This is a genomic window from Haladaptatus sp. QDMS2, from assembly GCF_029338295.1.
GTDB lineage: Archaea > Halobacteriota > Halobacteria > Halobacteriales > Halococcaceae > QDMS2.
The window spans coordinates 830,648-849,903 of record NZ_CP119791.1 but is presented as its reverse complement, the minus strand read 5'-3'; the positions used below and the strand labels follow the sequence as shown (position 1 = coordinate 849,903).

The window sequence follows — 19,256 nt, the reverse complement described above, 5'->3', positions numbered from 1 at the left end:
GTGACCGACGACGCCTCGACGCCGCGCCACGAGCGCATCACGCGCCACCCGACGCCCGGGCCGGCGAACTCGCTTCGCCACTGGACCAGCGCCCGCAACCCCGTTCGCGTCTCCATCAACTACGCCGTCATCGTCCTCGCGCGAATCTCACCGAGCCTGCGGCTCAAAAACTGGCTCCTGCGTCGCCTCGGCGTGACGATTGGAACGGGGGTTTCGTGGGGCCTCGAATCGACGCCGGACGTGTTCTGGCCTGACCTCATCACGGTGGGTGACCACGCCATCATCGGCTACAACGCGACAATTCTTTGCCACGAGTTTCTGCAGGACGAGTACCGAACCGGGGAAGTCCACATCGGCGAACGGGCGATGATTGGCGCGGGAGCCATCGTCCTGCCGGGCGTCACGATTGGCGACGGAGCCTCCGTGGCGGCGAACTCGCTCGTCACGCGAGACGTGCCCGCCGGTGCAACTGTGGCGGGCGTTCCGGCAAAAGAGATGTCTGCAGAATCAGTGTCCGATTAAGTTCGAATTCGGACGATTCCCGAGTCGAAGACGTGGGCGTTCGGGATGATGTACTCCTCGCCGTCGCTCTCGATGTGAGTGACGAACACGTCCACCTCCTGAACGATACCCCGGCGGTCGCCGATTGCGATTTCGTCGCCGATGCCGTAGGGCTGGTTGAGCAGGAGATACACGCCCGCCGCACTCGACGAGAGCAGGTCGCGAAAGGCGATACCCCCGAGGAAGACGACGCCGAAGACGTACACCCCGAGCAGGATGAGCAGTGCGCCCGTGGCGACGCCGATTTGCCCGAGCGCGATGAGCACGGCGATGTAGATGATGCTGTAGCGCACCATCTGCGGGATGATGTTCACCTCGGGGAGTTTGATGCTACGAAGGCGCTCTGAGACGACCAGTCCGGCTTTGTCAGAAATGATGAGGCCGAGGATGATGGCGAGCGCCGCGACGAACAGTCGCGGCATGAACGCCGTCAGTTGACCGAAGAAAAACTCCGTGCTGAGACCGAGAATCCTGAGCGCCAGCAGCGTGGCGAGGATGGCGATAAACAGGGCTGTGAGTTGTGAGATGAGCGAGACGGTCGAAGTCCCGAGGCCGCGAGCCGTGCGCTCGAAGGGCGTCCCCTCCACCGCATCCGGAACGCCAGAGGAGACGAGCAGTCGCTGAATCGACCGCCCGATGACGTAGCCGAGGAGGAGGCCGCCGACGAAGACGAACAGCGCAAAGAAGAACCTGAACTCGTCGGTGAACAACTGCTCCAGTTGCGAGATGACGTCGACCATTGTTCAGTACTCCTCGGGGTCCAGTTCGAGGATGAGTTCGCCACCCTTGAACGCCCGAACCAGCCCGTCGCTCTCGCTCAACACGATGCAGATTGCGTTGGTGTCACGAGTGGTCGCCGCCGCTGCCATGTGCCGCGCCCCGAGTCCTTTCGGAATGTCGACGCCCTCCGCAGACGGTTCGAGATAGCGGTAGGCTGAGACAATCTTGCCCGCATCAGAGATGACGAACGCCCCGTCGAGACGGGAGAATTCCTTCAGCATGACGTTCACGATGGGGTCGCCGACGTGGACGTGAGACTTCTCGAACGGGTTGTACGAGAGGGGCCGAGACTTGTTCATCACCTTGCCCGCGTCGCCAACCACGAACAGCGCGCCGACGGGCTTGCCTTTCTGTCCTTTCTTCCCGAGTTCGATGGCGACTTCGAGCACGTCGCGGATGACAGTCGGCTCTGCCCGCGAGTTCATGAAGAGGTCGTAGATGCCGGTGTGGGTGAACTCACTCGCGCGGACCCGCGTGAGGGAATCGATTTCCTCGTCGAACATCTTCGTCGCACAGAGCAGGTCGTCGCCGTCGTCGATGATGTCGTTGTTGATCGCCCCTTCGATACCGTAGCGAATGCGTGAGGCGACGTTATCGAATTCGAGTGGAAGTTCCACAAACTGGGTAGCAGAGACCGTGTTCTCGGGGGCGACGACCACGACCTTGACATCGTCAACCTCTGCGAAGCGCCCGTAGTAGGAGGCGCTCGGAGAGAACAGCAAGATAGCGTCGACCTCGGACACAATCGGTCCCAGAAGGTCGCGGATTTCACTCATTGGTTCTATCCACTCGTGAAGCCGACAAAAAGGTTTGTGGCGCCCGGGTGCGATTTCCCGGCAGAACGTGCATAACTGTTATCAGACGATTCGGTGAAACCAACGCATGCACGAATTCGTCGTCCCACCACCGCTCGAACCCGGCGACCGAGTCGCCATCGTCGCTCCAGCCGGCGGTCACGCCAGCCAGTTTCCCCACGTCTACGAACAGGGCCTCGAAACGCTGCGCGAGACGTTCGACCTCGAACCCGTCGAATTCCCGACGGCGACGAAGTCGAGCGAGTACCTCTACGACCACCCGGAAGAACGAGCACGGGACGTCGAAGACGCCTTCGTCGACCCGGACATCGCGGGCGTCATCGCCACCATCGGCGGCGAGGACCAGATTCGCATCCTCAAACACCTCGACACCGACGTGCTCCGGGAGCATCCCACCCGGTTCTACGGCGTGAGTGACAACACGAACCTCCAACTCGCACTCTGGAACGCGGGCCTCGTCTCCTACTACGGTGGCATGGTCATGACCGACCTCGCGGTCCACGGCGGCCACCCCGACTACACCGAACGCTATCTCAGACGCGCCTTCTTCGAGGAGGAACACGGCGAACTCGAACCCGCCACCGCGTTCACCGACGACGGCCACGACTGGGCCGACCCGGACACGCTCGACTACGAACCAGAATGGGAGGACAGCGACGGCTGGCACTGGGACGGCCCCGAAACCGTCGTCTCCGGACGGACGTGGGGTGGCTGTCTCGAAATCGTGGACCTCCAGCTCGCGGTGAGCCACTACCTTCCCGACCCGGACGCACTCTCTGGCACCGTCCTCTGCCTCGAAACCTCAGAGGAACTGCCCCGCGACTTCGACGTCCGGTGGTTCCTCCTCGGCCTCGGCGAACGCGGCCTGCTCGAACGCTTTGCCGCCGTACTCGTCGGCCGCGCCCGCGCCAGAAGCGTCTTCGACCCCAACCCACCCGACGAACGCGAGGCGTACCGAACCCGCCAGCGCGAAGCCATCATCGACACGGTCCGAGAATACAACCCTGACGCACCCATCGTCTTCGACCTCGAATTCGGCCACACGTATCCGACCGCCGCACCACCAATCGGCGGGCGCGTCGTGGTCGATTCTGCACGAGAACGCATCACCTTCGCGGAGTGACCGCGAAATCGTTGGCGCTGTCCCAACACTTATCATACAGACGGCGTAATGCCGTGTAATGCGAACACCTCTCACAGCATCCTCCTGGTGGGGCCTCCGGCTCGCCCTTTTCCTTCTCGCGCCGGTCGCCGCACTCGTCTGGTTTTTCGCGGGCACACAGACCCTCTTCTGGTGGGTGCTCGTCCCCTTCTTCCTCGGCGTCGCGGGCATCCGCATCGGCACCGCACTCCAGCAAAATCGCGCCGCACGCGCCGTCGATGGAACCGGGAGAGAACACATCCGAATTGCTGACTCGAATCGCGCAGAACCACTCAACGACGGGCACGCGGACGCAGAACGCATCGCAGACGGCGGGAAACGGACGGAGTGACGACGGACGCTTTTTTTGGAACGAGAGACCGGATTTGACGAAGACGGACCGGATTTGAACTTCTCTCGCTTCGCTCGAACGTTCAAATCGGTCAGACCATTTTTAGCGCTCGTGATACTCGCGCAGAAGAGTACGTGGGACCGGATTTGAACCTCGGTCGCAACAAGTTGCTCCCTGCTTCAAACCGACCGTACGATTTTCGTCGCTCACCGTTTGGTTCGCGACAGAAAATGCGTGGGACCGGATTTGAACCGGCGGACTCCTACGAGACAGCGTCCTAAGCGCTGCGCCGTTTCCTGGCTTGGCTACCCACGCGCGTCTACCGATTTCCCGCATTAAACAAAATACCTGTCGCTCTCGGGTGGCGAGGGCTTATATCCTATCACGCCGAATCGCAGTTCGTGTATCGGGCCCGCGACCAGGTGGAAAACGAAGAGTGGCTCGCGCAACTCGAACAGGCGGCAGACCGACTGTCGCTCGGAACCGAAGCGCGCTCTCGGGCGGCGGACCTCTTTCTCTCGACGGTCCCCGAAAAGGAACGCTCGAAGCGCGCGGCCGTCGCGGCGAGTCTCTACGCCGGGGCACTCATCGCCGGTGACGAACGCTCACAGGGTGACGTCGCTGAGGCCGTCGGCGTCGCTCGTCTGACGATTCAACAGCGCTGGAAGGAGTTGTTGGAGACCGCGGGCCTGCGGCCGCCGGGCTGGTAACTTACTGCTCTCGTTCTGCGGGTCGCCCCTCGCGTTCGGGCGTGAGGTTCCCGTGTTCGTCGATTTCGCCACGGACGATGCGCGTACTCGAAATCACGTCCTCGTCTTTCGCGTAGACGCGGTCTACAACCTCGATTCGGAGCGGTTCGAGGCCGCGCTCTTCGCGGATTTCGTTTACGAGTTCGCCTCCGCGCTGAGTCTCGGTGGAGACGACGAGCACGTCGAACTGCGGTTCGGTGGCGATGCCAGTCGGCTCGGTGAGCGTCCGGATTTCCCACTCGCGGTCGTACTCGGCGGCGAACTGTTCGAGTTCTTTTTCGAGGTCCGCCTTGCGCTCGTCGTACGGTCTGACGTAGCGGTCCTCCTTGCGCGTCTTCGGCGCAAGTTCGTCACTCGTGAGGCCAACTGTCACGTCCCCGAGTTCGAAGGCCCGTTTGAGCAGTTCTCGATGCCCATCATGGACCGGGTCGAACGTCCCGCCCAGCGCGACTTTCATACCCCACCCAACTACCGCCGCTGGCTTAGTGGCTTCGACTCAATGAATCGATGAACAATCAGAAAACCGACGCGCACAGACCGGTTATTCGTCCGCCTCTTCCTCGACGGTGATCGTCACGGGTTCGGTCGCCGTCTTCGGGTCGCGCCTGCCGAGATAGCAGTCGAGGTTGAACACCGTATTGAGTTCGTCCTGCACCTGCTCTGCGAGCGCGGTGACGAGTTCGCTCGGCGGCATCGCCGTGTACTCATATGGGTTGTTCCCCGCGCCCGAACTCTTGCGTTTCCGGCGTTCGAGCACTTCTTCGGTATGGAGTTCCGCGAGCGCCTCCCGGACGGTGCTCGGATACAGCCCGGTTCCGTCGGCGATTTCCTCGCTGGTCGCCCACGGATGCTGGCGCAGATAGACGTAGATGCGTGCTCGCGTTTCGGTGTCGAGGACCCACGAGAGGAGTTCGACGATGCGGTCGTCGAACTGCCCGACAGCCCGGTCGGTTTCGTCTTCGAGTCGCGACCGGTGTTGCTCGAGTCGCTCCCGTGGTCCCCTGTGACCCGCTGGTTCACCCTCCTTCGGTTTGTCTGGTGCGTCGTCAGCAGCCATGCTCCTCTGAGAAGGGGAAAAGAGACTGTCGGGTAAAAACCCTTGGCTACAGTCGAAGTGCGTCACAGAGCGCGGGGAGCCCCTCCGCTTCGAGGAGTCTGCGCTGCATGTCGGCCCCGCTCTCGCCGTCGTACAGCTCGCGGATGCCGGAGATGCCGAGTCTCTCACACTCTTCGTCGACGATTTCGCCGAGGGTGCTCGTCCCTTGTCTGTCGAGGTCGATGAACGAGGCGTCGTGGCCGTAGCGCATCGCCCGCCACTTGTTCTCGTCTAAGAGTTCCCGCCGGTGGCGATAGCCTTCCTCGCCGTCGTCGTAGCGCGCGCCGAGGTCCTCGACCAGCGCCGCCGTGTACTCGACGAACGCCATGACGCGCTCCGGGTCGGTCTGTCCGTCCGGCGTTCTAACTTCGAGTGTGCCGTACTCGGTGTGGGGGCGAACGTCGTACCAGAGTTCACCGCGGTCGTTTATCGACCCTTGCGTGACCATCATGTGTTCGAACGAGAGGAAGTCCTCGTAGGAGTCGAAGTCGGTCGGCATCCCGGTGTTGGGGAGGTTTTCGAAAATCTTCGCCCGTGCGGAGGCGAGGCCGGTGTCGAACCCGTTCCAGAACGGCGAGTTCGCGGAGAGTGCGAGCATCACGGGGAGATACCAGCGAATCTCGTTCGCAATCCAGACCGCCTTGTCCGCATCGTCGACGCCGATGTGGACGTGCAAGCCAGCCGTCGTGTTGCGGTGCTGCGGGTACTGAATCCGGTCGAGTTGCGCCTTGTAGCGCGATTTCTCGGCGTGTTCGAGTTCGCGCCATTTTGCCGCCGGGTGGAGGCCCGCCGCGGCGATGCCAAAACCGTGGGTTTCGGCGTGGGACAGAAGCGCCTCACGGATTGCGAGCAGCTGCTCGCGGGCCGCAGAAAGTCGTTCGATGACCGGCGTCTGCGTCTCTACGACGCACTTGAACAGTTCGTGGTCGATGCGACCAGCCAGCAGTTCGGGAGGGTCAGATTCGTAGACGAGTTCGTCCGTCCCCGACGTCGGCCGGCCTACGTCATCGACGACGAAAAACTCCTCTTCGATTCCGAGTGTCCCGGTTCGGGTGAAATTCTCGGCAGAGCCCGTATCCATCTTGTCCGCGGTACGTCCGCCGGAACTTAAACAGTTCTGGCTTCCCGCACAGGTGTTACCCAACTGTATCGAAAGGTATGGGAATTGACCAGTCGCTCACTTCGGTGTCGCAACCACGCCGAGGTGGTCCGCGTGGAACGGTTCGAGTCGGGCCGTTTCGACGATATCGTAGCCCTCCTCCAGCTCAGCGAGCACGTCCTCGAACACGACGTCTGGGTCGCGAGTTACGTCCTCACTGCGGGCCTTGATGGCGATGAGCGCGCGTCCATCGTCCGCGAGGAACTGACGGTTGCGGACGGCCACGGTTGCCTGCCCGCGGGTGGCCACGTCCTGGACGAGTACGTCCAGCTTCGATTCGACGACGTGGGCGTAGGTTTCGGGTTTCCGGGCGTCTTTGAGCAGCGGGAACAGGTTCGGGCGGTCACGCGCCACACCCACCAGGTCACGGACCGGGCGCGGGGCGAACTCCACGGCGTATGTGGGACCAGAAAAGTCCGCGACGTGGCTCACGGTGGTCCCACTTGCCGCACCGAGGTACAGCACTTTCTCGCCGCCCGAGAGGCCGACGTCCATCTCCGTTTCGAGCATCGCACCGAGTTTCGAGCGGTTCGCATCCCAGAGTCGCCACCCCTCGGAGACGGGTTCGCCGTACACGGATTGCCCCTTCGTCGCGAGGCGTTCTTTGCCGTCGAAGGTGCGCCGCTCGACACCAGCCGGCAACATCAGTTCTCACCCCGTGCCTGGATAGTCGCGATACGTTCGTCCAATTCGTCTTTCAATTCGGGGCGCAGGTCACCCGCGTAGTGGTCGATGCGCGCGGCGATGGTGAGTTTCCCTGCGAGGGCGCGGGCCGCAGACCCGCGGTCCTCTCGGCGGGTGTGTCGAATCGCCGGGTGCATGAAGATGATACCGTGTTTCGGCGACGATGCCTGCCCCTTCAGGTGGGCAAAGAGGGCGTCCTCCGCGCCAAGGACCTGCACCGTCCCACTTGGCTTCTTCGCGAGCGTGTCGAGGCCACCGGCGAGCGCGATGAGTCGCGCCGCGAGAACCGGCTCTGCGAGGTTCGAGAGGTTCGGTGCGACGAGGGGCGTCGTCTCTTCGACGAACTCCTTGAGTGCGTTGGCCTCGTCGTCGAGTTCCGCACACCGGGTGGCGAGCGCGATGAGGCGCTCGTCTGCGGCGTCTTTGGGTTCCCGTTCGGCGAGTTTCCGGGCGGACTCCACGCCCGTGCCGGCGTCGGCGAAACGGCTTCCCGCCCACTCCGCGACGCGTTCGGCCAGTTCGTTCGCCATGCGACGGGCGTCGTCCATCGCGCGAACGGCGTGAATCAACTGCTTGTCCGTCGCGCGCTCCTTCTCGACGACTTCCTGGCGGGCCGCCTCGACGGTCACCGCGTGGAGTCGCTCGTAATACGACTCCTCGTCCGCGGCGAACCCAGCGTCGACGGCCTGCGCGGGCCAGTCGGCGGGAGCGTCGGCCGACCCCTCGCGAATGTGCGCGACGGCCTCGGCGGTGTCGTCGGAATCGACGCCGACGAACCATCCGTTTTCGGTCATACCTGTCGGTAGCGAGTGGGTTGGGGTTAAAAGGCGCGTTCTGGGGACCGACTACCCGAACTTCTCGAACGGCTGGTCACAGCCGTTGCAGTAGTGCATCGACCGGCAGAGGCCAGGCCCTTTCGGGTGGTCGCGAACCGTGTCGTCGGAGCCACAGTACGGGCACTCCGCTGGCGATTCGTCCGCAGTCGTCGTGACGCTCGGGTCGTTGAATCGCATGGTCAGATGGAGAGGCCGAACTCGCGCAGGTCCTCCTTTCCCTGCTCGGTGACCATCTCGACGGTCCACGGCGGACTCCAGACGAGGTCTAAGTCCATGCTCTCGACGCCTTCCACGGCGGCGACGGCCTCCTCGATGTCCGTGGTCAGCATCTTGCGGGCCGGACAGCCAGTGTAGGTGAGCGTCATCTTCACGTCTGCGTGGCCGTCTTCAACGGTGACGCCGTAGATGAGGCCCAAATCGACGATGCTGATTGGCATCTCGGGGTCCTCGATTTCGTAGAGGGCGTCCCAGACGCGGCGTTCGACGCCCGTCGCGCCCTCGCCGGTTGCAGGGAAGCCCTCGCGTTCGGGGCCGTGGACGTAGTCCGTGTAGGAACACGGCGTGCCGGTGTTTTCGGTTGGGTTACTTGACATCGTCTGGGTCCTTGAGCAGCTTCGTCGGGGTGCTCAGCCCGAGGGTGCGGTACGTGAACGTGAAGTCCTCGTACAGCGGTTCCCAGTCGTCGGTGTGGTCGCCGCGACGGCCCGTTTTGGCAGGCACGTCCGGCAGTTCGTCCACGTCGTGTGGCACGTCGAGGCCGAGTGCGGTGAGGAACGGCACGACGATTTCGAGCCACTGCGTGCGCAGGGAGTCGAGCGGTTCCGTGCGGATGCCGTACTCCAGAATCGCGTCCTCGTGGTCACCCGGTTCGAATAGCGTCAGGGCGTACGGCAGCACGCGGTCGAGTGCTTGCTGAACACGCTCGCGGCCCGGGTCGTCGTCACAGAGGCGTTCGAGCCAGTTCTGTCCGTGTTCCAGGTGGTAGCGTTCTTCCAGTTGCACCTTCTCGATGCGGTCGCGAAGACGCGGGTACGACGAAGCGTTGAGCGACTCCAGGTGCAGTTTCTCGTACTGGTCGAACAGGTAACTTCGAAGGATGGTGTCGGCCCAGTCGCCCTCGAAGACGGGCAGTTCGACGAGCGTCGCGTGGCGGAAGTCGTCCGGGTCGCGCTCCCAGATGAGTTCTGGTTCCTCGTAGCCAAAGTCCTCGAGCAGATCGTACCAGAGCCGTGCGTGCCCGTACTCGTCCTGTGCGTTGTTCGCGATGGCGAGGTCGGATTCGAGCGTCGGCGCGCGAACCTGCCACTCGGTGTAGCGTTCTGCGAGGACGAATTCGTCGTCGGCCATCCGAAAGAGGAGTTCTTCGACCGCGGCCTGCTGGGCCTCGTCTAATTCCTGCGGGCCGGGGAGTTCTGCGACGGACATTACTTCTCCCTCCGCTGGCGTTCGGCCTCGATTTGCTCTTTCTCCGAGTCCTCGATTTCCTTCGCGAAACTCGCGTCCGTGTTGAACGTCATCGCCCAGCGGTACATCTTGTCGGTCGTGCCGCCGAAAGAGGCTTCTTCTGCGTCTACTTCGCCAATCTCGTCCTTCGGAACGACCCAGAGGCTGTGGGTTGGCCGACGGCGCGCGTGTTGAATCTGAGCGAACATCAGCGCCATCTCGCGGTCGGGCGCGTGGACGTTCCCGCAGTGGGTGTGGTAGCCACCCTGTTTCTCCTGGCGGAACACTTCCCAGATCATGGTCAGTCAGCCGCCTGGGGCGTGGACCCCGGATTCTCTAAGGATTCGGTGACCCATTCGACCGCGTCCTGTGCCGCCTTGCGGGTGTTGATCTGGCCGAGACCGGGTTCGTATTGGTTTTTCGCAATCTGGAAGAACTCGTCCCAGTCGAGGTCGTCCTCTTCGACGGTGTAGGTCCCCGTTTCTTCGTCGTGGTAGATGCGCGGGTACTCGGGGATTTCGAGGCCGTAACGCTCTGCCTTCGGAACGTAGACGGTGAGGAACTCACTGCGGAGTTCGTCGTTGGACTTGCGCTTGAGACCGACCTTCGCGGCGAAGTCGTGGTGGGTGCTCTTGTCGTTCGTTGGCCCGAAGAACTGGATGATGCGCGGCCACCAGTCCTCGAACGCTTCCTGGACGAGTTCCTGGTGCTTCTTCGGTCCCGTGCCGAGTTCCCGCAGGATGTGCTCGCCGTGTTTGATGTGGAAACCTTCTTCGAAGCAGATTTTGTCCATCGCGTGGGCGTACGGCTCCCAACTCGTGTCCTTGAGCGTGGCCTGCCGGCGCATCGCCGCGCCATCCACGAAGAAGCCAATCATCGGCACTTCCCACCAGTGTTCCATCGGATAGTGGAAGCAGTTGAGGAACTTGCCTTTCCCATTGGCGAGTTCGTCTAACATCTGCTCGCGGGTTTTCACGCCGAGGGACTCTGCGGCGCGGTAGAGCAACTGACCGTGACCGATTTCGTCCTGTACTTTCGCGCTGAACGCGAGTTTTCGGTCGAGGCTCGGGGCCTGGCGGATGAAGGGGCGTTCTAAGTACGCGCCCATGATTTCTGAGTTCGCGTGGAACTGAATCATCCGCGTCGCCGCCTCGCGGTATTCCTGGGGCATGTCGTCCTTCGGGCTGAACGCCCGCGGACCAGCCCGTTCGAACACGGTATCGAGGTCCATGATGGAAGATAATAACAGACCACACCGGATACTCCTTACCCCGTTCATGACAGGGGTTTAAATATGTTGACGGCTACATTTTCCGCATGATTGCCGAATGCCTCGTCGTCGAGTTCCGAGTTACGGGTGACAACTGCCCGCTCGCGGACGCCTCGCGGGAGGCCGGAACCACGCTCGTCGCCCGCCCGCCGCAATTGCGCGCAGATGGAAACGTGCTTCTCCGATTCAGTGCGCCGGACGACGCGGTGGCCCCCATCCTCGATTCTGACGAGCGCATTCGCTACCTGCACATGTCCCAGACAGAGGGGCGCTACAACTTTCGCTGTCTCGCGAAACAGCGCTGTGTCGTCCACGAACTGACGAACGCCGGGTTCCTCGCCGAATCGCTCCAGTACCACCGCGGAACCGAACGGTACACGGGGGCAGTGGTCGGACGCGACGTGCTCCAGGGCGTCCTCGACACCGTCGCCGCCCGCAACGCAGAGGCCGGGGCGGACGCCGTCGGAGTCACGCTCGAACGCATCTACCCACTCGGGTCGGACGACGAGACGACCGTCGCCCAGCAATGGGACATCACGCCTGCCCAGGAGGAGGCGCTCAGAACGGCGGTCGAGATGGGGTATTTCGAGGTTCCGCGAAACGTCGACGCCGCGGAGGTCGCCGCGGCGCTCGGCATCACCAAATCGTCGTTCTTAGAACGGTTGCACCGAGGTGAGCGCGGGCTGCTCACGCAGGTGTTCTAACCCGTATCGGTGTTCTGTTCTACCCTGTTTTGTACACGCCGCGAACACTCGCCACCTCAGTTCCGTCCTCGTCTGTGACCAGCACGTCGACGACGCCGACAGAGGAGCCACACCGCACGACGTCTGCCTCGGCGTAGAGGTCGCCCGTGCCGGCTTTCAAGTAGTCGATGCGCATGTCGATGGTCGGGACGGGCTGGTCGACGAGCGAGACGAGCGCCGCGCCGCCGACGGTGTCCGCGAGCGTGAACGCGACGCCGCCGTGGGCCATGAGTTTCTCTTCGTTCCACGAAAGTTCTGGGCGCATCTCGATGTGGCCCTCGGCGTGACCGTCTCCGACGTCTGTGACCTCGACACCGAGGAAATCGGCGAACGGCATCCCTTCGAAGAAGGCTTCTACGTCCATGCGCCGGGAGACGCCCGCCGGGTGGTTAAAACTGTGCCCCGTCCGCGAGAAACCGATTGATTGGGTCGTCGAAGTCTCTGCTGTGGTGGATAACCGCCTCGTGGCCGAGGCCCGGCAGAAGGTGCAGGTCGCCACCCAGCAGATTCGCGGTTTCACGGAAGTCCGCCTCGTCGAAGAACGGGTCGTTCGTCCCGCCTATCGTGAGGGTCGGAACCTCGATGTCTCCGAGGGTTGCTCGGGCGTCGTGGTCGAGACTGGACTGTGCAGTTCCGAGGAAGTCGGCGGGCGTTTTCGGCCCGCGCGTAATCACACTGTAGGCCTGCGCGACAAGTGAGAAACCCCGTTGGACGAGTCCAGACGAGACTGTATCTGCCGCTTCCCGATAGATGCGACGCCATTGACGACGGCCGCCCCACTCGTGCCACCGACTGATTGTTTCGTGGCCATCGTGACTGAACGCCGCCGCGGAGAGGCCAAGAATCGCCCCGGTGACGAGGTCCGGGCGCTCGGCGGCGAGGTGCTGGACGATGAACCCACCCATCGAGAGCCCCATGATGGCCGCTGGGCCGGTCTCTTCGAGGACTCCTGCGTAGCCGTCGGCCATCGCCGCCGTCGATTGCTGCCCAAAACCGACGGGTCGAGACACCATCGACACCGTCCGGTCCTCGGCGTAGCGATTGCAGTAGGCGGCGACAATTCGTGCGAACCAGAACGTCTCGGTGACCCGCATGAGCGGGTCGTTCAATCCGGGGATGATGAGCAGGCGGTCCGCCCCGTTCCCGACGGTGACGGCCGGATGTCCCGCAATTTGTTCAGTTTTCACAGGCCGAGGAACTCCGCAGCGTTCTCCCAGAGCAACTTTCGCTGGACGTCCTCGGGGTAGTTGGTGTACTCGGCGAAGTTATCGAGCCACTGCCCCGGGCGAATCATGGGATAGTCGGTCCCGAACATCGTCTTTTCCCGGAGGAGCGTCCCCGCGTAGTGCAACCAGTCGTCGTCGATGTACTTGGGCATCCACCCCGAGAAGTCCATGTAGACGTTCCCCTTCTGCTGGCAGATGGCGAGTTGCTCGCGCTCCCACGGGAAGGCGGGGTGCGCGATGAGAATCTGGAGGTCAGGGTGGGAGGCCGCCACGTCGTCTACGAGCATCGGGTTGCCGTACTTGATTCGCAGCCCGCGCCCGCCCGGACTGCCCGCGCCGAGCGTGGAGTTTCCGCCGTGGAAGATGACGGGCACGCCGAGGTCCTCGATGGTGTCGAACAGGTGTTCGTGTTTCGGTGCACTCGGGTCGAACCCCTGGGCGATTTGCTGAAACTTGAACCCCGAGAGACCAAGGTCCTCTACGGCGCGTGCTGCCTCTTCTGCGCAGTCGTCTTTCAGCGGGTCCACACTGCCAAACCCGATGATGAAATCGGAGAATTCGTCTCGGACCTCCGCGACGTAGTCGTTCGTGACCGGCGGATTCCCCGTGTTCGTTTCGGCGTCCCACGCGACGAGAACGGCGTGCTTTACCCCCGCAGCGTGGTACTCCTCGCGCATCCCCTCGTAGGTGTCGAACTCCATCGTCGCGCCGAACTTCTTCGCCGCGTCACGCATCATTTCGCCCCCGGCATCCTCCAGGAACTCTTTGGTCGGCTGGTGAGCGTGGACGTCGATGGCACGCGGTTCGCCATCGGCGAGGACATCTACAGGCATACCTCGACAGTTGGTTCCACACCGCAAAAAGTGATGCCGTCAGTTCGTGTGACGGTTACGCGCGCTGGTCGTCCATCGCGCCGAGTTGCTGCATCATGCCCATGATGTCCCACTGCGGGAACCCTTCGACGATGCGGCCGTTCTCGATGCGATGTTCGACGATGCCCTCAATCTCGACGTGCTTGTTGGTTGGCTCCATGCCCTGAAGCGGGCCGTCGTGCGAGCCTTCCATCCGGACGCGGGAGACGACGCGGTCACCCTCTGCGACCTGGTCGAGAACGGTCATTGTCGCGTCAGAGAAGCCACCCATCCACTGGGAGAGCGATTCCTTAAACGCGTCACGACCGCGCACCGGTTCTGGCATGTTGGTGTCGTGGTGGACGTAGCTCTCTGCGAAGATGTCGTCTACCGTGTCGATGTCGTCCATCGTCTGCACTTCCTCGAAGAAGCGTCGGGCGAGCGCTTTGTTCTCTGCAATTGACGATTGTACTGCCATGGGTTCCACCCACGAGTAGGTAGGACGGCTGAGAGCATTTCCCTTGCTCGAACGTCAGAAAAGGTGTCGTGATTTCAGGCTTGCTCGCCGGGCATCGGCGCGAGGCCCAGTTGCTGCATCAGGCCGAGGAAGTCAGTGTGAACCCACGATTCTGCAATCTTCCCGTCCTCGAACCGGTACATGGTCATCCCGCTAATCTTCGCTGCCTTGTTCGTCGGCTCCATCCCCAGGAACTCACCGTCGTGGGTCCCTTTGTAGGTGAAGTGGCCACAGATTTTGTCGCCCTCAGCGACGACGTGGTCCAGGTCGGCCATGAAGTCCGGGAAGCCCTGGAAGACGTCCTCCCAGTTTGTTTTCACCCCTTCGATGCCGTGGGTGTCAGGACGCTGGTCTGCGAAGTGGGTGACGCAGTCGTCGATGTAGTATTTCGATAGGTCGTCCAGTTTCCGGTCGTTCATCACATCGACAGCCATGTTCAGAACGAGGTCTTTCATCTCTCTTACATCTTGTACGGCCATGATTGAACCCCTCACTATCCAATCGCCGGAAAGGGAGAAAACGCTATGTGAACCGTCCGATTCTGGTGACTTTCAGGGATGGGTCACTCCTTGCGCTTGAACATGAACTTCATGTCGCCCTGGAAGACGACGGTTCCGTTCTGGTTCGTCGTCGTCGCGTCGATGACCACGAGGCCCGCGTCGTCGCGGCTTTCGAACTCGCGTTTCTCGGTGACTTCGAACTCGGCAGAGAGGGTGTCGCCGATGAAAACCGGATTAGGTACATCCATGTAGTTCATCCCGAGGAAGGCGATGACGGTGCGCTCGACGAACCCACAGCGCTGGACCAGCCCGGTGGTCACGATGAAGGTCATCGGCCCGTGCCCGATGCGCTTGCCGAACGGGCCGTCTTTTGAGTATTCTTTGTTCGTGTGGAGTTCCGTCCAGTCGCCCGCGAACGCAGAGTGATTGACGAAGTCCGTCTCGGTGATGGTTCGGCCGACGCTCTCGAAGGTTTTCCCGACTTCCATGTCCTCGAAGAAGTGCGGTTCGTAACTGTATGGCACACCCTGATTTCACCGAAAGACGAGAAAAAATTACCGGGAATTATTCGCGGTGGTCGAACACTCGCTTGACCTTGCCAACCGTCGTGCGCTCGATGGTCCCCGGTTCCACAACGTGCAGTTCGTCCAAACTCACGTCGAGCGTGGAGTTCAGTTTCTCGTGAATCTTCTCACGGAGTTCCTCCACGTTCTCTGCGTCTGCATGATGCTCGACGGTGAGTTCAATCGTATCCAGCGTCCCCTCTCGGCGCAGGTCGATGCGATAGTGCGGGGCCGCCTCAGCGAATTCGAGCATCGCCTCTTCGATTTGGCTCGGGTAGACGTTCACGCCGCGGACGATGAGCAGGTCATCCACCCGACCAGTGACGTTGTCCATCCGGACGTGGGTTCGTCCACACTCACACTCGTCGTAGTTGAGGGAGGTGATGTCGCCCGTGCGGTAGCGCAGGACGGGCATCGCCTGCTTCGAGAGCGTCGTGAGGACGAGTTCGCCCTCCTCGCCCTCGTCGAGTACCTCGCCCGTCTCCGGGTTCACCACTTCGGGGTAGAAGTAGTCCTCCCAGACGTGGAGGCCGTCCTGGGCTTCCGCACACTCGATGGAGACACCCGGCCCGACGATTTCAGAGAGCCCGTACACGTCGATTGCCGTCACGTCGAGCGCGTCTTCGATTTCTGCGCGCATCGGGTCGGTGAAGGGTTCGGCCCCGATGACGACCGTCGAGAGTGGCAGGTCGCGGGGGTCCACGTCTCGCTCTTCCAGCGCCTCTGCGAGGTAGAGACAGTACGAGGGCGTACACGAAAGCACCGTGCTCCCGAGGTCCTGCAGGAAGTCGATTTGGCGGTCGGTGTTCCCGCCACCGATGGGGATGACCGTCGCGCCGAGTTCCTCTGCGCCGTCGTGGAAGCCGAGGCCTCCAGTGAACAAGCCGTAGCCGTAGGCGTTCTGGACCGTGTCGTTCGCCGAGACGCCCGCCGCGTTGAGCGACCGGGCCATCACCTCGCGCCACACGTCGAGGTCGTCGCGGGTGTAGGCGACGATTTTCGGCTTGCCCGTCGTCCCCGAGGAGGCGTGCAGGCGGACGATGTCCACGCGAGGGACGGCGAACAGTTTGTCCGGGTAGTTGTCCCGGAGGTCCTCTTTCGTGGTGAAGGGGAGTTTGTCGATGTCTTCGACCGATTCTACGTCTTCGGCCGTGATGCCCGCCTCCTCGAATGCCTGCTGGTAAAACGGCACGCCAGCGGCCGTCTCGACCATGTTTCGCAAGCGGTCTGACTGGATGTCGCGCAACTCGTCCCGGGTCGCAGATTCCACAACGCCGTACATTATTTCGGACAATGTTACCACCCCACAAAACCGTTCTGTCGGTCGGGCACACAGTTCGCGGGAGCGACACCCACACTATATTTGCCGGGCGGCCAACTGGCGAGTATGCGCGAAGCGTACCTCGTTGGCGCGGCCCAGTCCGATTTCGGGTCGTTCCCCGACGAATCCTACCGCTCCCTGTTCGAACAAGCGTACAAATCGACGCTCGCGAGCGTCGAGAAGGGGGTCGCCCCCGCCGACGTAGACGAGGCCATCGTCGGCACGCTCGGCGTCGGCGGTCGCCAGATTGGCCTCCCCGGTCCCGCCGTCACCGAACACGTCGGCCTCTCGGGCATTCCCTGTACCCGCGTCGAGAACGCCTGCGCCGCCTCCGGATACTCCGTCCGGCAGGCGGTACAGGCGGTCAAGAGTGGCATGGCGGACGTCGTCCTCGCCGGCGGCGTCGAAATCATGACCGACCTCTCTGGCGACGCCACGCGCTGGTGGCTCGGCGTCTCTGGCGAAACCGAGTGGGAACGCCTCTCGGGAACCACCTTCGCCGGCGTCTACGCCCAGATGGCGAGCGCCCACATGAAAGCGTTCGGAACCACGAAAGAACACCTCTCGCACGTCGCCGTCAAGAATCACCGGAACGGGGCGAAGAACCCACACGCACAACTCCGCTTCGAGTGCTCGCTCGAAGACGCGATGAACGCCCCAACCGTCGCCGACCCACTCACGCTGTACCACTGCTGTCCGACCACTGACGGGGCGGCCTGCGCGCTCATCGTGAGCGAGGATGTTGTCGGGGAGTACACGGACGACCCCATCCGGGTCGCTGGGGTGGGTGCTGGCTCGGACAAGGTTGGACTCTTCCAGCGCGAAACCTACACCGGCGTGCCAGCCTCTCAACGTGCCGCGAAACAGGCCTACGAGATGGCCGGCGTCGGCCCCGTAGACATCGACTTCGCCGAGGTCCACGACTGCTTTTCGATTGCCGAACTCATGGCCTACGAGGACCTCGGCTTCTGCGAGCCGGGCGAGGCGGGTTCCTACGTCGAATCCGGGGCGACCGACTACGGCGGCGACGTGGTCGTGAACGCCTCCGGGGGCCTCAAATCGAAAGGGCACCCAATCGGCGCGACGGGGGCGGGACAGGTCGCAGAAGCCTTCACGCAACTCTCTGGGAAGGCGGGTGACCGACAGGTCGAGGACGCCCGCTGGGGCCTCACGCACAACGTCGGCGGGAGCGGCGGTGCAGCCGTCGTCCACATCTTCGAGAAGGAGGAGACAGCATGACCGTGCCGAAAATCACGGCGGTCGGGGCGTACGCGCCTCGATTCCGAATCTCGGCGAAGGAGTTCGCGGCGGAATGGAGTCGCGGGCCGGCGGGAATCAAACAAAAGTCGGTGCTCGACGCGGACGAGGACGCCCTCACGATGGCCGTCGAGGCGGGTAAACGCGTACTCGAAGCGGCGGACCTGACCGGCGAAGACGTCGCCCACCTTTCGTTCGCGTCTTCCACGCCGCCCGCAGAAGAGGAGGAGCTGACCGCCCGCCTCGGGTCGATGCTTGCCGTCTCTGAGACCGCCACCCACCAGCAGTTCGGTGGGAGCACCCGCGCTGGGACCCGCGCCCTCGTCGCCAGCCTCGAATCTGGACCGTGGCACGATAGCGTCGGGCTCGTCATCGCGAGCGACAGTCCGCGTGGCCATCCATCGGATTCACACGAACACGCCGCCGGGGCAGGGGCAGTAGCCTTCGTCCTCGGCGAGACGGGCGCAGCGGTCGTAAGTCAGGCAGAATACACGACACCGTATCCCGGCACCCGTTTCCGCCAGCGCGGGAGTGAGTTCGTCGAAGGGTTGGGCGTCACGGGGTACGACCGCGAGGCGTTCTCCGCGACCATCCGGGGTGCAGTCGAGCAAGTGTATCCCGGCGACGTCGGGGCGGTCTGCCTCCAGTCACCCGACGGGAAACTCCCGTATCGCGCGGCCAAGGCGCTCGGCTTCGAGGCAGGCCTCGTCCAAAACGGGACGACGGTCCACGACCTCGGAGACACCGGCGCAGCGAGCGCCCCACTCGGTATCGCGAAGGCGCTCGACGCGGGCCACGAACGTCTCCTCGCGGTCGGTTACGGGGCCGGCGGCGGCGCGGACGCGCTCGTCATCGAGGGAGACGATGTGGCGACGAATCTCGCCCTCGACGAGAGCGAGGAAATCGAGTACGCCGAGTACCTCCGGCTCCGAGGCGACCTGACCGGTGACTCGCCCACAGGCGGCGGAGCCTACGTCTCCATGCCTGCGTGGCACCAGTCACTCCCGCACCGCCACCGACTCATCGCCGGGAAATGCACCGAGTGCGGGGCGCTCGCCTTCCCGCCGGAGGGTGCCTGCGACGCGTGCGGCCACCTCGGTGACTACGACCCAATACAGTTACCCGGGACTGGAACGGTCGAAGCGGTGACCAGAGTTGGACAAGGTGGCGCACCGCCGGAGTTCGCGGTCCAGCAGGCACAGAGCGGCGACTTTGGCATCACCATCGTCGCCTTCGACTACGAGGGTGACACGGTGAGCGCCCCCGCACAGGTGGCCCACGGCGACCTCGCGGTCGGCGACCGCGTGCAGGCAGTCATCCGGCGCATCTACACCCAGGAAGGGGTCACCCGTTACGGCTTCAAGGTGCGTCCGGCCGACGGTAACGATTAAC

General features: G+C 63.1%; 26 protein-coding genes and 1 tRNA gene. 7 read left to right on the top strand and 20 right to left on the bottom strand.

Annotated elements, in window-relative coordinates; all coding sequences use genetic code 11:
• On the top strand, positions 1 to 522 hold the full coding sequence (locus P1M51_RS04715; protein ID WP_276274846.1) for a DapH/DapD/GlmU-related protein: 522 nt from the start codon (positions 1 to 3) through the stop codon (positions 520 to 522).
• Here P1M51_RS04715 and P1M51_RS04710 read toward each other — a convergent pair.
• Positions 519 to 1,301: a mechanosensitive ion channel domain-containing protein gene (locus tag P1M51_RS04710; protein ID WP_276274845.1), complete on the bottom strand. Its 783-nt coding sequence runs from the start codon at positions 1,299 to 1,301 to the stop codon at positions 519 to 521. The two genes, P1M51_RS04715 and P1M51_RS04710, sit on opposite strands and share 4 nt — an antisense overlap.
• 3 nt (positions 1,302 to 1,304) lie before the next feature.
• Positions 1,305 to 2,117, bottom strand: a complete 813-nt coding sequence (dacZ, locus tag P1M51_RS04705; RefSeq protein ID WP_276247032.1) for a diadenylate cyclase DacZ — start codon at positions 2,115 to 2,117, stop codon at positions 1,305 to 1,307.
• 106 nt (positions 2,118 to 2,223) lie between these two features.
• On the opposite strand from dacZ, the gene P1M51_RS04700 reads away from it, so the two are divergent.
• Together P1M51_RS04700 and P1M51_RS04695 are read left to right on the top strand one after the other, a co-directional pair.
• On the top strand, positions 2,224 to 3,279 hold the full coding sequence (locus P1M51_RS04700) for a S66 peptidase family protein (protein ID WP_276274844.1): 1,056 nt from the start codon (positions 2,224 to 2,226) through the stop codon (positions 3,277 to 3,279).
• A 58-nt stretch (positions 3,280 to 3,337) separates the two neighbouring features.
• Positions 3,338 to 3,649 carry a hypothetical protein gene (locus P1M51_RS04695; protein WP_276247030.1) on the top strand — a complete coding sequence of 104 codons (312 nt, stop codon included), beginning with the start codon at positions 3,338 to 3,340 and terminating at the stop codon, positions 3,647 to 3,649.
• A gap of 231 nt (positions 3,650 to 3,880) precedes the next feature.
• On the opposite strand, the gene P1M51_RS04690 is transcribed toward P1M51_RS04695, so the two are convergent.
• Positions 3,881 to 3,964 (bottom strand) — tRNA-Leu (locus P1M51_RS04690).
• Positions 3,965 to 4,050: 86 nt separating this feature from the next.
• On the opposite strand from P1M51_RS04690, the gene P1M51_RS04685 reads away from it, so the two are divergent.
• Complete coding sequence (locus P1M51_RS04685; RefSeq protein WP_276247029.1) at positions 4,051 to 4,359, top strand: transcription initiation factor IIB family protein; 309 nt, start codon at positions 4,051 to 4,053, stop codon at positions 4,357 to 4,359.
• Between the two features lies 1 nt (position 4,360).
• Here P1M51_RS04685 and P1M51_RS04680 read toward each other — a convergent pair whose 3' ends face one another.
• From P1M51_RS04680 to paaA, 10 genes are all read right to left on the bottom strand, one after another.
• Positions 4,361 to 4,855, bottom strand: coding sequence for a phosphopantetheine adenylyltransferase (locus P1M51_RS04680; RefSeq protein WP_276247028.1), 495 nt, complete (start codon positions 4,853 to 4,855; stop codon positions 4,361 to 4,363).
• An 84-nt stretch (positions 4,856 to 4,939) separates the two neighbouring features.
• Positions 4,940 to 5,455 (bottom strand): winged helix-turn-helix domain-containing protein, encoded by a 516-nt coding sequence (locus P1M51_RS04675; protein ID WP_276247027.1) that lies wholly within the window; start codon positions 5,453 to 5,455, stop codon positions 4,940 to 4,942.
• A gap of 46 nt (positions 5,456 to 5,501) precedes the next feature.
• Positions 5,502 to 6,575: a glutamate--cysteine ligase gene (locus tag P1M51_RS04670; protein WP_276247026.1), complete on the bottom strand. Its 1,074-nt coding sequence runs from the start codon at positions 6,573 to 6,575 to the stop codon at positions 5,502 to 5,504.
• Between the two features lie 96 nt (positions 6,576 to 6,671).
• Complete coding sequence (locus tag P1M51_RS04665; RefSeq protein WP_369685086.1) at positions 6,672 to 7,298, bottom strand: fibrillarin-like rRNA/tRNA 2'-O-methyltransferase; 627 nt, start codon at positions 7,296 to 7,298, stop codon at positions 6,672 to 6,674.
• The gene (locus P1M51_RS04660) at positions 7,298 to 8,131 is read right to left on the bottom strand and encodes an NOP5/NOP56 family protein (protein ID WP_276247025.1); all 834 of its coding nucleotides are present in this window, start codon (positions 8,129 to 8,131) and stop codon (positions 7,298 to 7,300) included. The genes P1M51_RS04665 and P1M51_RS04660 overlap by 1 nt, the downstream gene beginning before the upstream one ends.
• Before the next feature lie 51 nt (positions 8,132 to 8,182).
• The gene (gene paaE, locus P1M51_RS04655) at positions 8,183 to 8,350 is read right to left on the bottom strand and encodes a 1,2-phenylacetyl-CoA epoxidase subunit PaaE (protein WP_276247024.1); all 168 of its coding nucleotides are present in this window, start codon (positions 8,348 to 8,350) and stop codon (positions 8,183 to 8,185) included.
• Between the two features lie 2 nt (positions 8,351 to 8,352).
• Complete coding sequence (gene paaD, locus P1M51_RS04650; protein WP_276247023.1) at positions 8,353 to 8,766, bottom strand: 1,2-phenylacetyl-CoA epoxidase subunit PaaD; 414 nt, start codon at positions 8,764 to 8,766, stop codon at positions 8,353 to 8,355.
• The gene (gene paaC, locus P1M51_RS04645; protein WP_276274843.1) at positions 8,756 to 9,598 is read right to left on the bottom strand and encodes a 1,2-phenylacetyl-CoA epoxidase subunit PaaC; all 843 of its coding nucleotides are present in this window, start codon (positions 9,596 to 9,598) and stop codon (positions 8,756 to 8,758) included. The genes paaD and paaC overlap by 11 nt, the downstream gene beginning before the upstream one ends.
• Positions 9,598 to 9,915, bottom strand: coding sequence for a 1,2-phenylacetyl-CoA epoxidase subunit PaaB (gene paaB / locus P1M51_RS04640; RefSeq protein ID WP_276247021.1), 318 nt, complete (start codon positions 9,913 to 9,915; stop codon positions 9,598 to 9,600). Before paaB ends, paaC begins: the two co-directional genes overlap by 1 nt.
• 2 nt (positions 9,916 to 9,917) lie before the next feature.
• Complete coding sequence (paaA, locus tag P1M51_RS04635) at positions 9,918 to 10,847, bottom strand: 1,2-phenylacetyl-CoA epoxidase subunit PaaA (RefSeq protein ID WP_276247020.1); 930 nt, start codon at positions 10,845 to 10,847, stop codon at positions 9,918 to 9,920.
• Between the two features lie 86 nt (positions 10,848 to 10,933).
• Between paaA and P1M51_RS04630 the strand changes: the two genes are divergently transcribed.
• Complete coding sequence (locus tag P1M51_RS04630; protein ID WP_276274842.1) at positions 10,934 to 11,590, top strand: helix-turn-helix domain-containing protein; 657 nt, start codon at positions 10,934 to 10,936, stop codon at positions 11,588 to 11,590.
• Between the two features lie 19 nt (positions 11,591 to 11,609).
• On the opposite strand, the gene P1M51_RS04625 is transcribed toward P1M51_RS04630, so the two are convergent.
• The 7 genes from P1M51_RS04625 to paaK all read right to left on the bottom strand — a co-directional run bounded on the left by P1M51_RS04625 (position 11,610) and on the right by paaK (position 16,568).
• Positions 11,610 to 11,993, bottom strand: coding sequence for a PaaI family thioesterase (locus P1M51_RS04625; protein WP_276247018.1), 384 nt, complete (start codon positions 11,991 to 11,993; stop codon positions 11,610 to 11,612).
• Positions 11,994 to 12,018: 25 nt separating this feature from the next.
• Positions 12,019 to 12,816 carry an alpha/beta fold hydrolase gene (locus P1M51_RS04620; protein ID WP_276247017.1) on the bottom strand — a complete coding sequence of 266 codons (798 nt, stop codon included), beginning with the start codon at positions 12,814 to 12,816 and terminating at the stop codon, positions 12,019 to 12,021.
• Positions 12,813 to 13,688 carry an amidohydrolase family protein gene (locus P1M51_RS04615; protein ID WP_276247016.1) on the bottom strand — a complete coding sequence of 292 codons (876 nt, stop codon included), beginning with the start codon at positions 13,686 to 13,688 and terminating at the stop codon, positions 12,813 to 12,815. Before P1M51_RS04615 ends, P1M51_RS04620 begins: the two co-directional genes overlap by 4 nt.
• Before the next feature lie 55 nt (positions 13,689 to 13,743).
• A complete protein-coding gene (locus P1M51_RS04610; protein WP_276247015.1) occupies positions 13,744 to 14,184 on the bottom strand; it encodes an ester cyclase in 441 nt (146 codons plus the stop codon).
• Between the two features lie 74 nt (positions 14,185 to 14,258).
• Positions 14,259 to 14,702, bottom strand: coding sequence for an ester cyclase (locus tag P1M51_RS04605; protein WP_276274841.1), 444 nt, complete (start codon positions 14,700 to 14,702; stop codon positions 14,259 to 14,261).
• An 83-nt stretch (positions 14,703 to 14,785) separates the two neighbouring features.
• Positions 14,786 to 15,247, bottom strand: coding sequence for a MaoC/PaaZ C-terminal domain-containing protein (locus P1M51_RS04600; protein WP_276247013.1), 462 nt, complete (start codon positions 15,245 to 15,247; stop codon positions 14,786 to 14,788).
• A 40-nt stretch (positions 15,248 to 15,287) separates the two neighbouring features.
• Positions 15,288 to 16,568, bottom strand: a complete 1,281-nt coding sequence (gene paaK, locus P1M51_RS04595; RefSeq protein ID WP_276247012.1) for a phenylacetate--CoA ligase PaaK — start codon at positions 16,566 to 16,568, stop codon at positions 15,288 to 15,290.
• A 105-nt stretch (positions 16,569 to 16,673) separates the two neighbouring features.
• Here paaK and P1M51_RS04590 point away from each other — a divergent pair, with 105 nt between their 5' ends.
• Positions 16,674 to 17,846, top strand: coding sequence for a thiolase domain-containing protein (locus P1M51_RS04590; RefSeq protein WP_276274840.1), 1,173 nt, complete (start codon positions 16,674 to 16,676; stop codon positions 17,844 to 17,846).
• Positions 17,843 to 19,255, top strand: a complete 1,413-nt coding sequence (locus P1M51_RS04585; RefSeq protein WP_276247010.1) for a zinc ribbon domain-containing protein — start codon at positions 17,843 to 17,845, stop codon at positions 19,253 to 19,255. Before P1M51_RS04590 ends, P1M51_RS04585 begins: the two co-directional genes overlap by 4 nt.
• The last annotated feature ends 1 nt before the right edge of the window (position 19,256 follow it).

What these genes read in the sequence shown, in the direction of transcription:
- P1M51_RS04605 (WP_276274841.1), bottom strand. Translation starts at nt 14,702, where the DNA reads ATGGCCGTACAAGATGTAAGAGAGATGAAAGACCTCGTTCTGAACATG.
- paaE (WP_276247024.1), bottom strand. Translation starts at nt 8,350, where the DNA reads ATGCGATTCAACGACCCGAGCGTCACGACGACTGCGGACGAATCGCCA.
- P1M51_RS04665 (WP_369685086.1), bottom strand. Translation starts at nt 7,298, where the DNA reads ATGTTGCCGGCTGGTGTCGAGCGGCGCACCTTCGACGGCAAAGAACGC.
- P1M51_RS04630 (WP_276274842.1), top strand. Translation starts at nt 10,934, where the DNA reads ATGATTGCCGAATGCCTCGTCGTCGAGTTCCGAGTTACGGGTGACAAC.
- P1M51_RS04660 (WP_276247025.1), bottom strand. Translation starts at nt 8,131, where the DNA reads ATGACCGAAAACGGATGGTTCGTCGGCGTCGATTCCGACGACACCGCC.
- P1M51_RS04615 (WP_276247016.1), bottom strand. Translation starts at nt 13,688, where the DNA reads ATGCCTGTAGATGTCCTCGCCGATGGCGAACCGCGTGCCATCGACGTC.
- P1M51_RS04590 (WP_276274840.1), top strand. Translation starts at nt 16,674, where the DNA reads ATGCGCGAAGCGTACCTCGTTGGCGCGGCCCAGTCCGATTTCGGGTCG.
- P1M51_RS04625 (WP_276247018.1), bottom strand. Translation starts at nt 11,993, where the DNA reads ATGGACGTAGAAGCCTTCTTCGAAGGGATGCCGTTCGCCGATTTCCTC.
- P1M51_RS04695 (WP_276247030.1), top strand. Translation starts at nt 3,338, where the DNA reads ATGCGAACACCTCTCACAGCATCCTCCTGGTGGGGCCTCCGGCTCGCC.
- P1M51_RS04700 (WP_276274844.1), top strand. Translation starts at nt 2,224, where the DNA reads ATGCACGAATTCGTCGTCCCACCACCGCTCGAACCCGGCGACCGAGTC.
- P1M51_RS04675 (WP_276247027.1), bottom strand. Translation starts at nt 5,455, where the DNA reads ATGGCTGCTGACGACGCACCAGACAAACCGAAGGAGGGTGAACCAGCG.
- P1M51_RS04585 (WP_276247010.1), top strand. Translation starts at nt 17,843, where the DNA reads ATGACCGTGCCGAAAATCACGGCGGTCGGGGCGTACGCGCCTCGATTC.
- P1M51_RS04680 (WP_276247028.1), bottom strand. Translation starts at nt 4,855, where the DNA reads ATGAAAGTCGCGCTGGGCGGGACGTTCGACCCGGTCCATGATGGGCAT.
- paaK (WP_276247012.1), bottom strand. Translation starts at nt 16,568, where the DNA reads ATGTACGGCGTTGTGGAATCTGCGACCCGGGACGAGTTGCGCGACATC.
- paaA (WP_276247020.1), bottom strand. Translation starts at nt 10,847, where the DNA reads ATGGACCTCGATACCGTGTTCGAACGGGCTGGTCCGCGGGCGTTCAGC.
- paaC (WP_276274843.1), bottom strand. Translation starts at nt 9,598, where the DNA reads ATGTCCGTCGCAGAACTCCCCGGCCCGCAGGAATTAGACGAGGCCCAG.
- P1M51_RS04710 (WP_276274845.1), bottom strand. Translation starts at nt 1,301, where the DNA reads ATGGTCGACGTCATCTCGCAACTGGAGCAGTTGTTCACCGACGAGTTC.
- P1M51_RS04610 (WP_276247015.1), bottom strand. Translation starts at nt 14,184, where the DNA reads ATGGCAGTACAATCGTCAATTGCAGAGAACAAAGCGCTCGCCCGACGC.
- P1M51_RS04670 (WP_276247026.1), bottom strand. Translation starts at nt 6,575, where the DNA reads ATGGATACGGGCTCTGCCGAGAATTTCACCCGAACCGGGACACTCGGA.
- paaD (WP_276247023.1), bottom strand. Translation starts at nt 8,766, where the DNA reads ATGTCAAGTAACCCAACCGAAAACACCGGCACGCCGTGTTCCTACACG.
- dacZ (WP_276247032.1), bottom strand. Translation starts at nt 2,117, where the DNA reads ATGAGTGAAATCCGCGACCTTCTGGGACCGATTGTGTCCGAGGTCGAC.
- paaB (WP_276247021.1), bottom strand. Translation starts at nt 9,915, where the DNA reads ATGATCTGGGAAGTGTTCCGCCAGGAGAAACAGGGTGGCTACCACACC.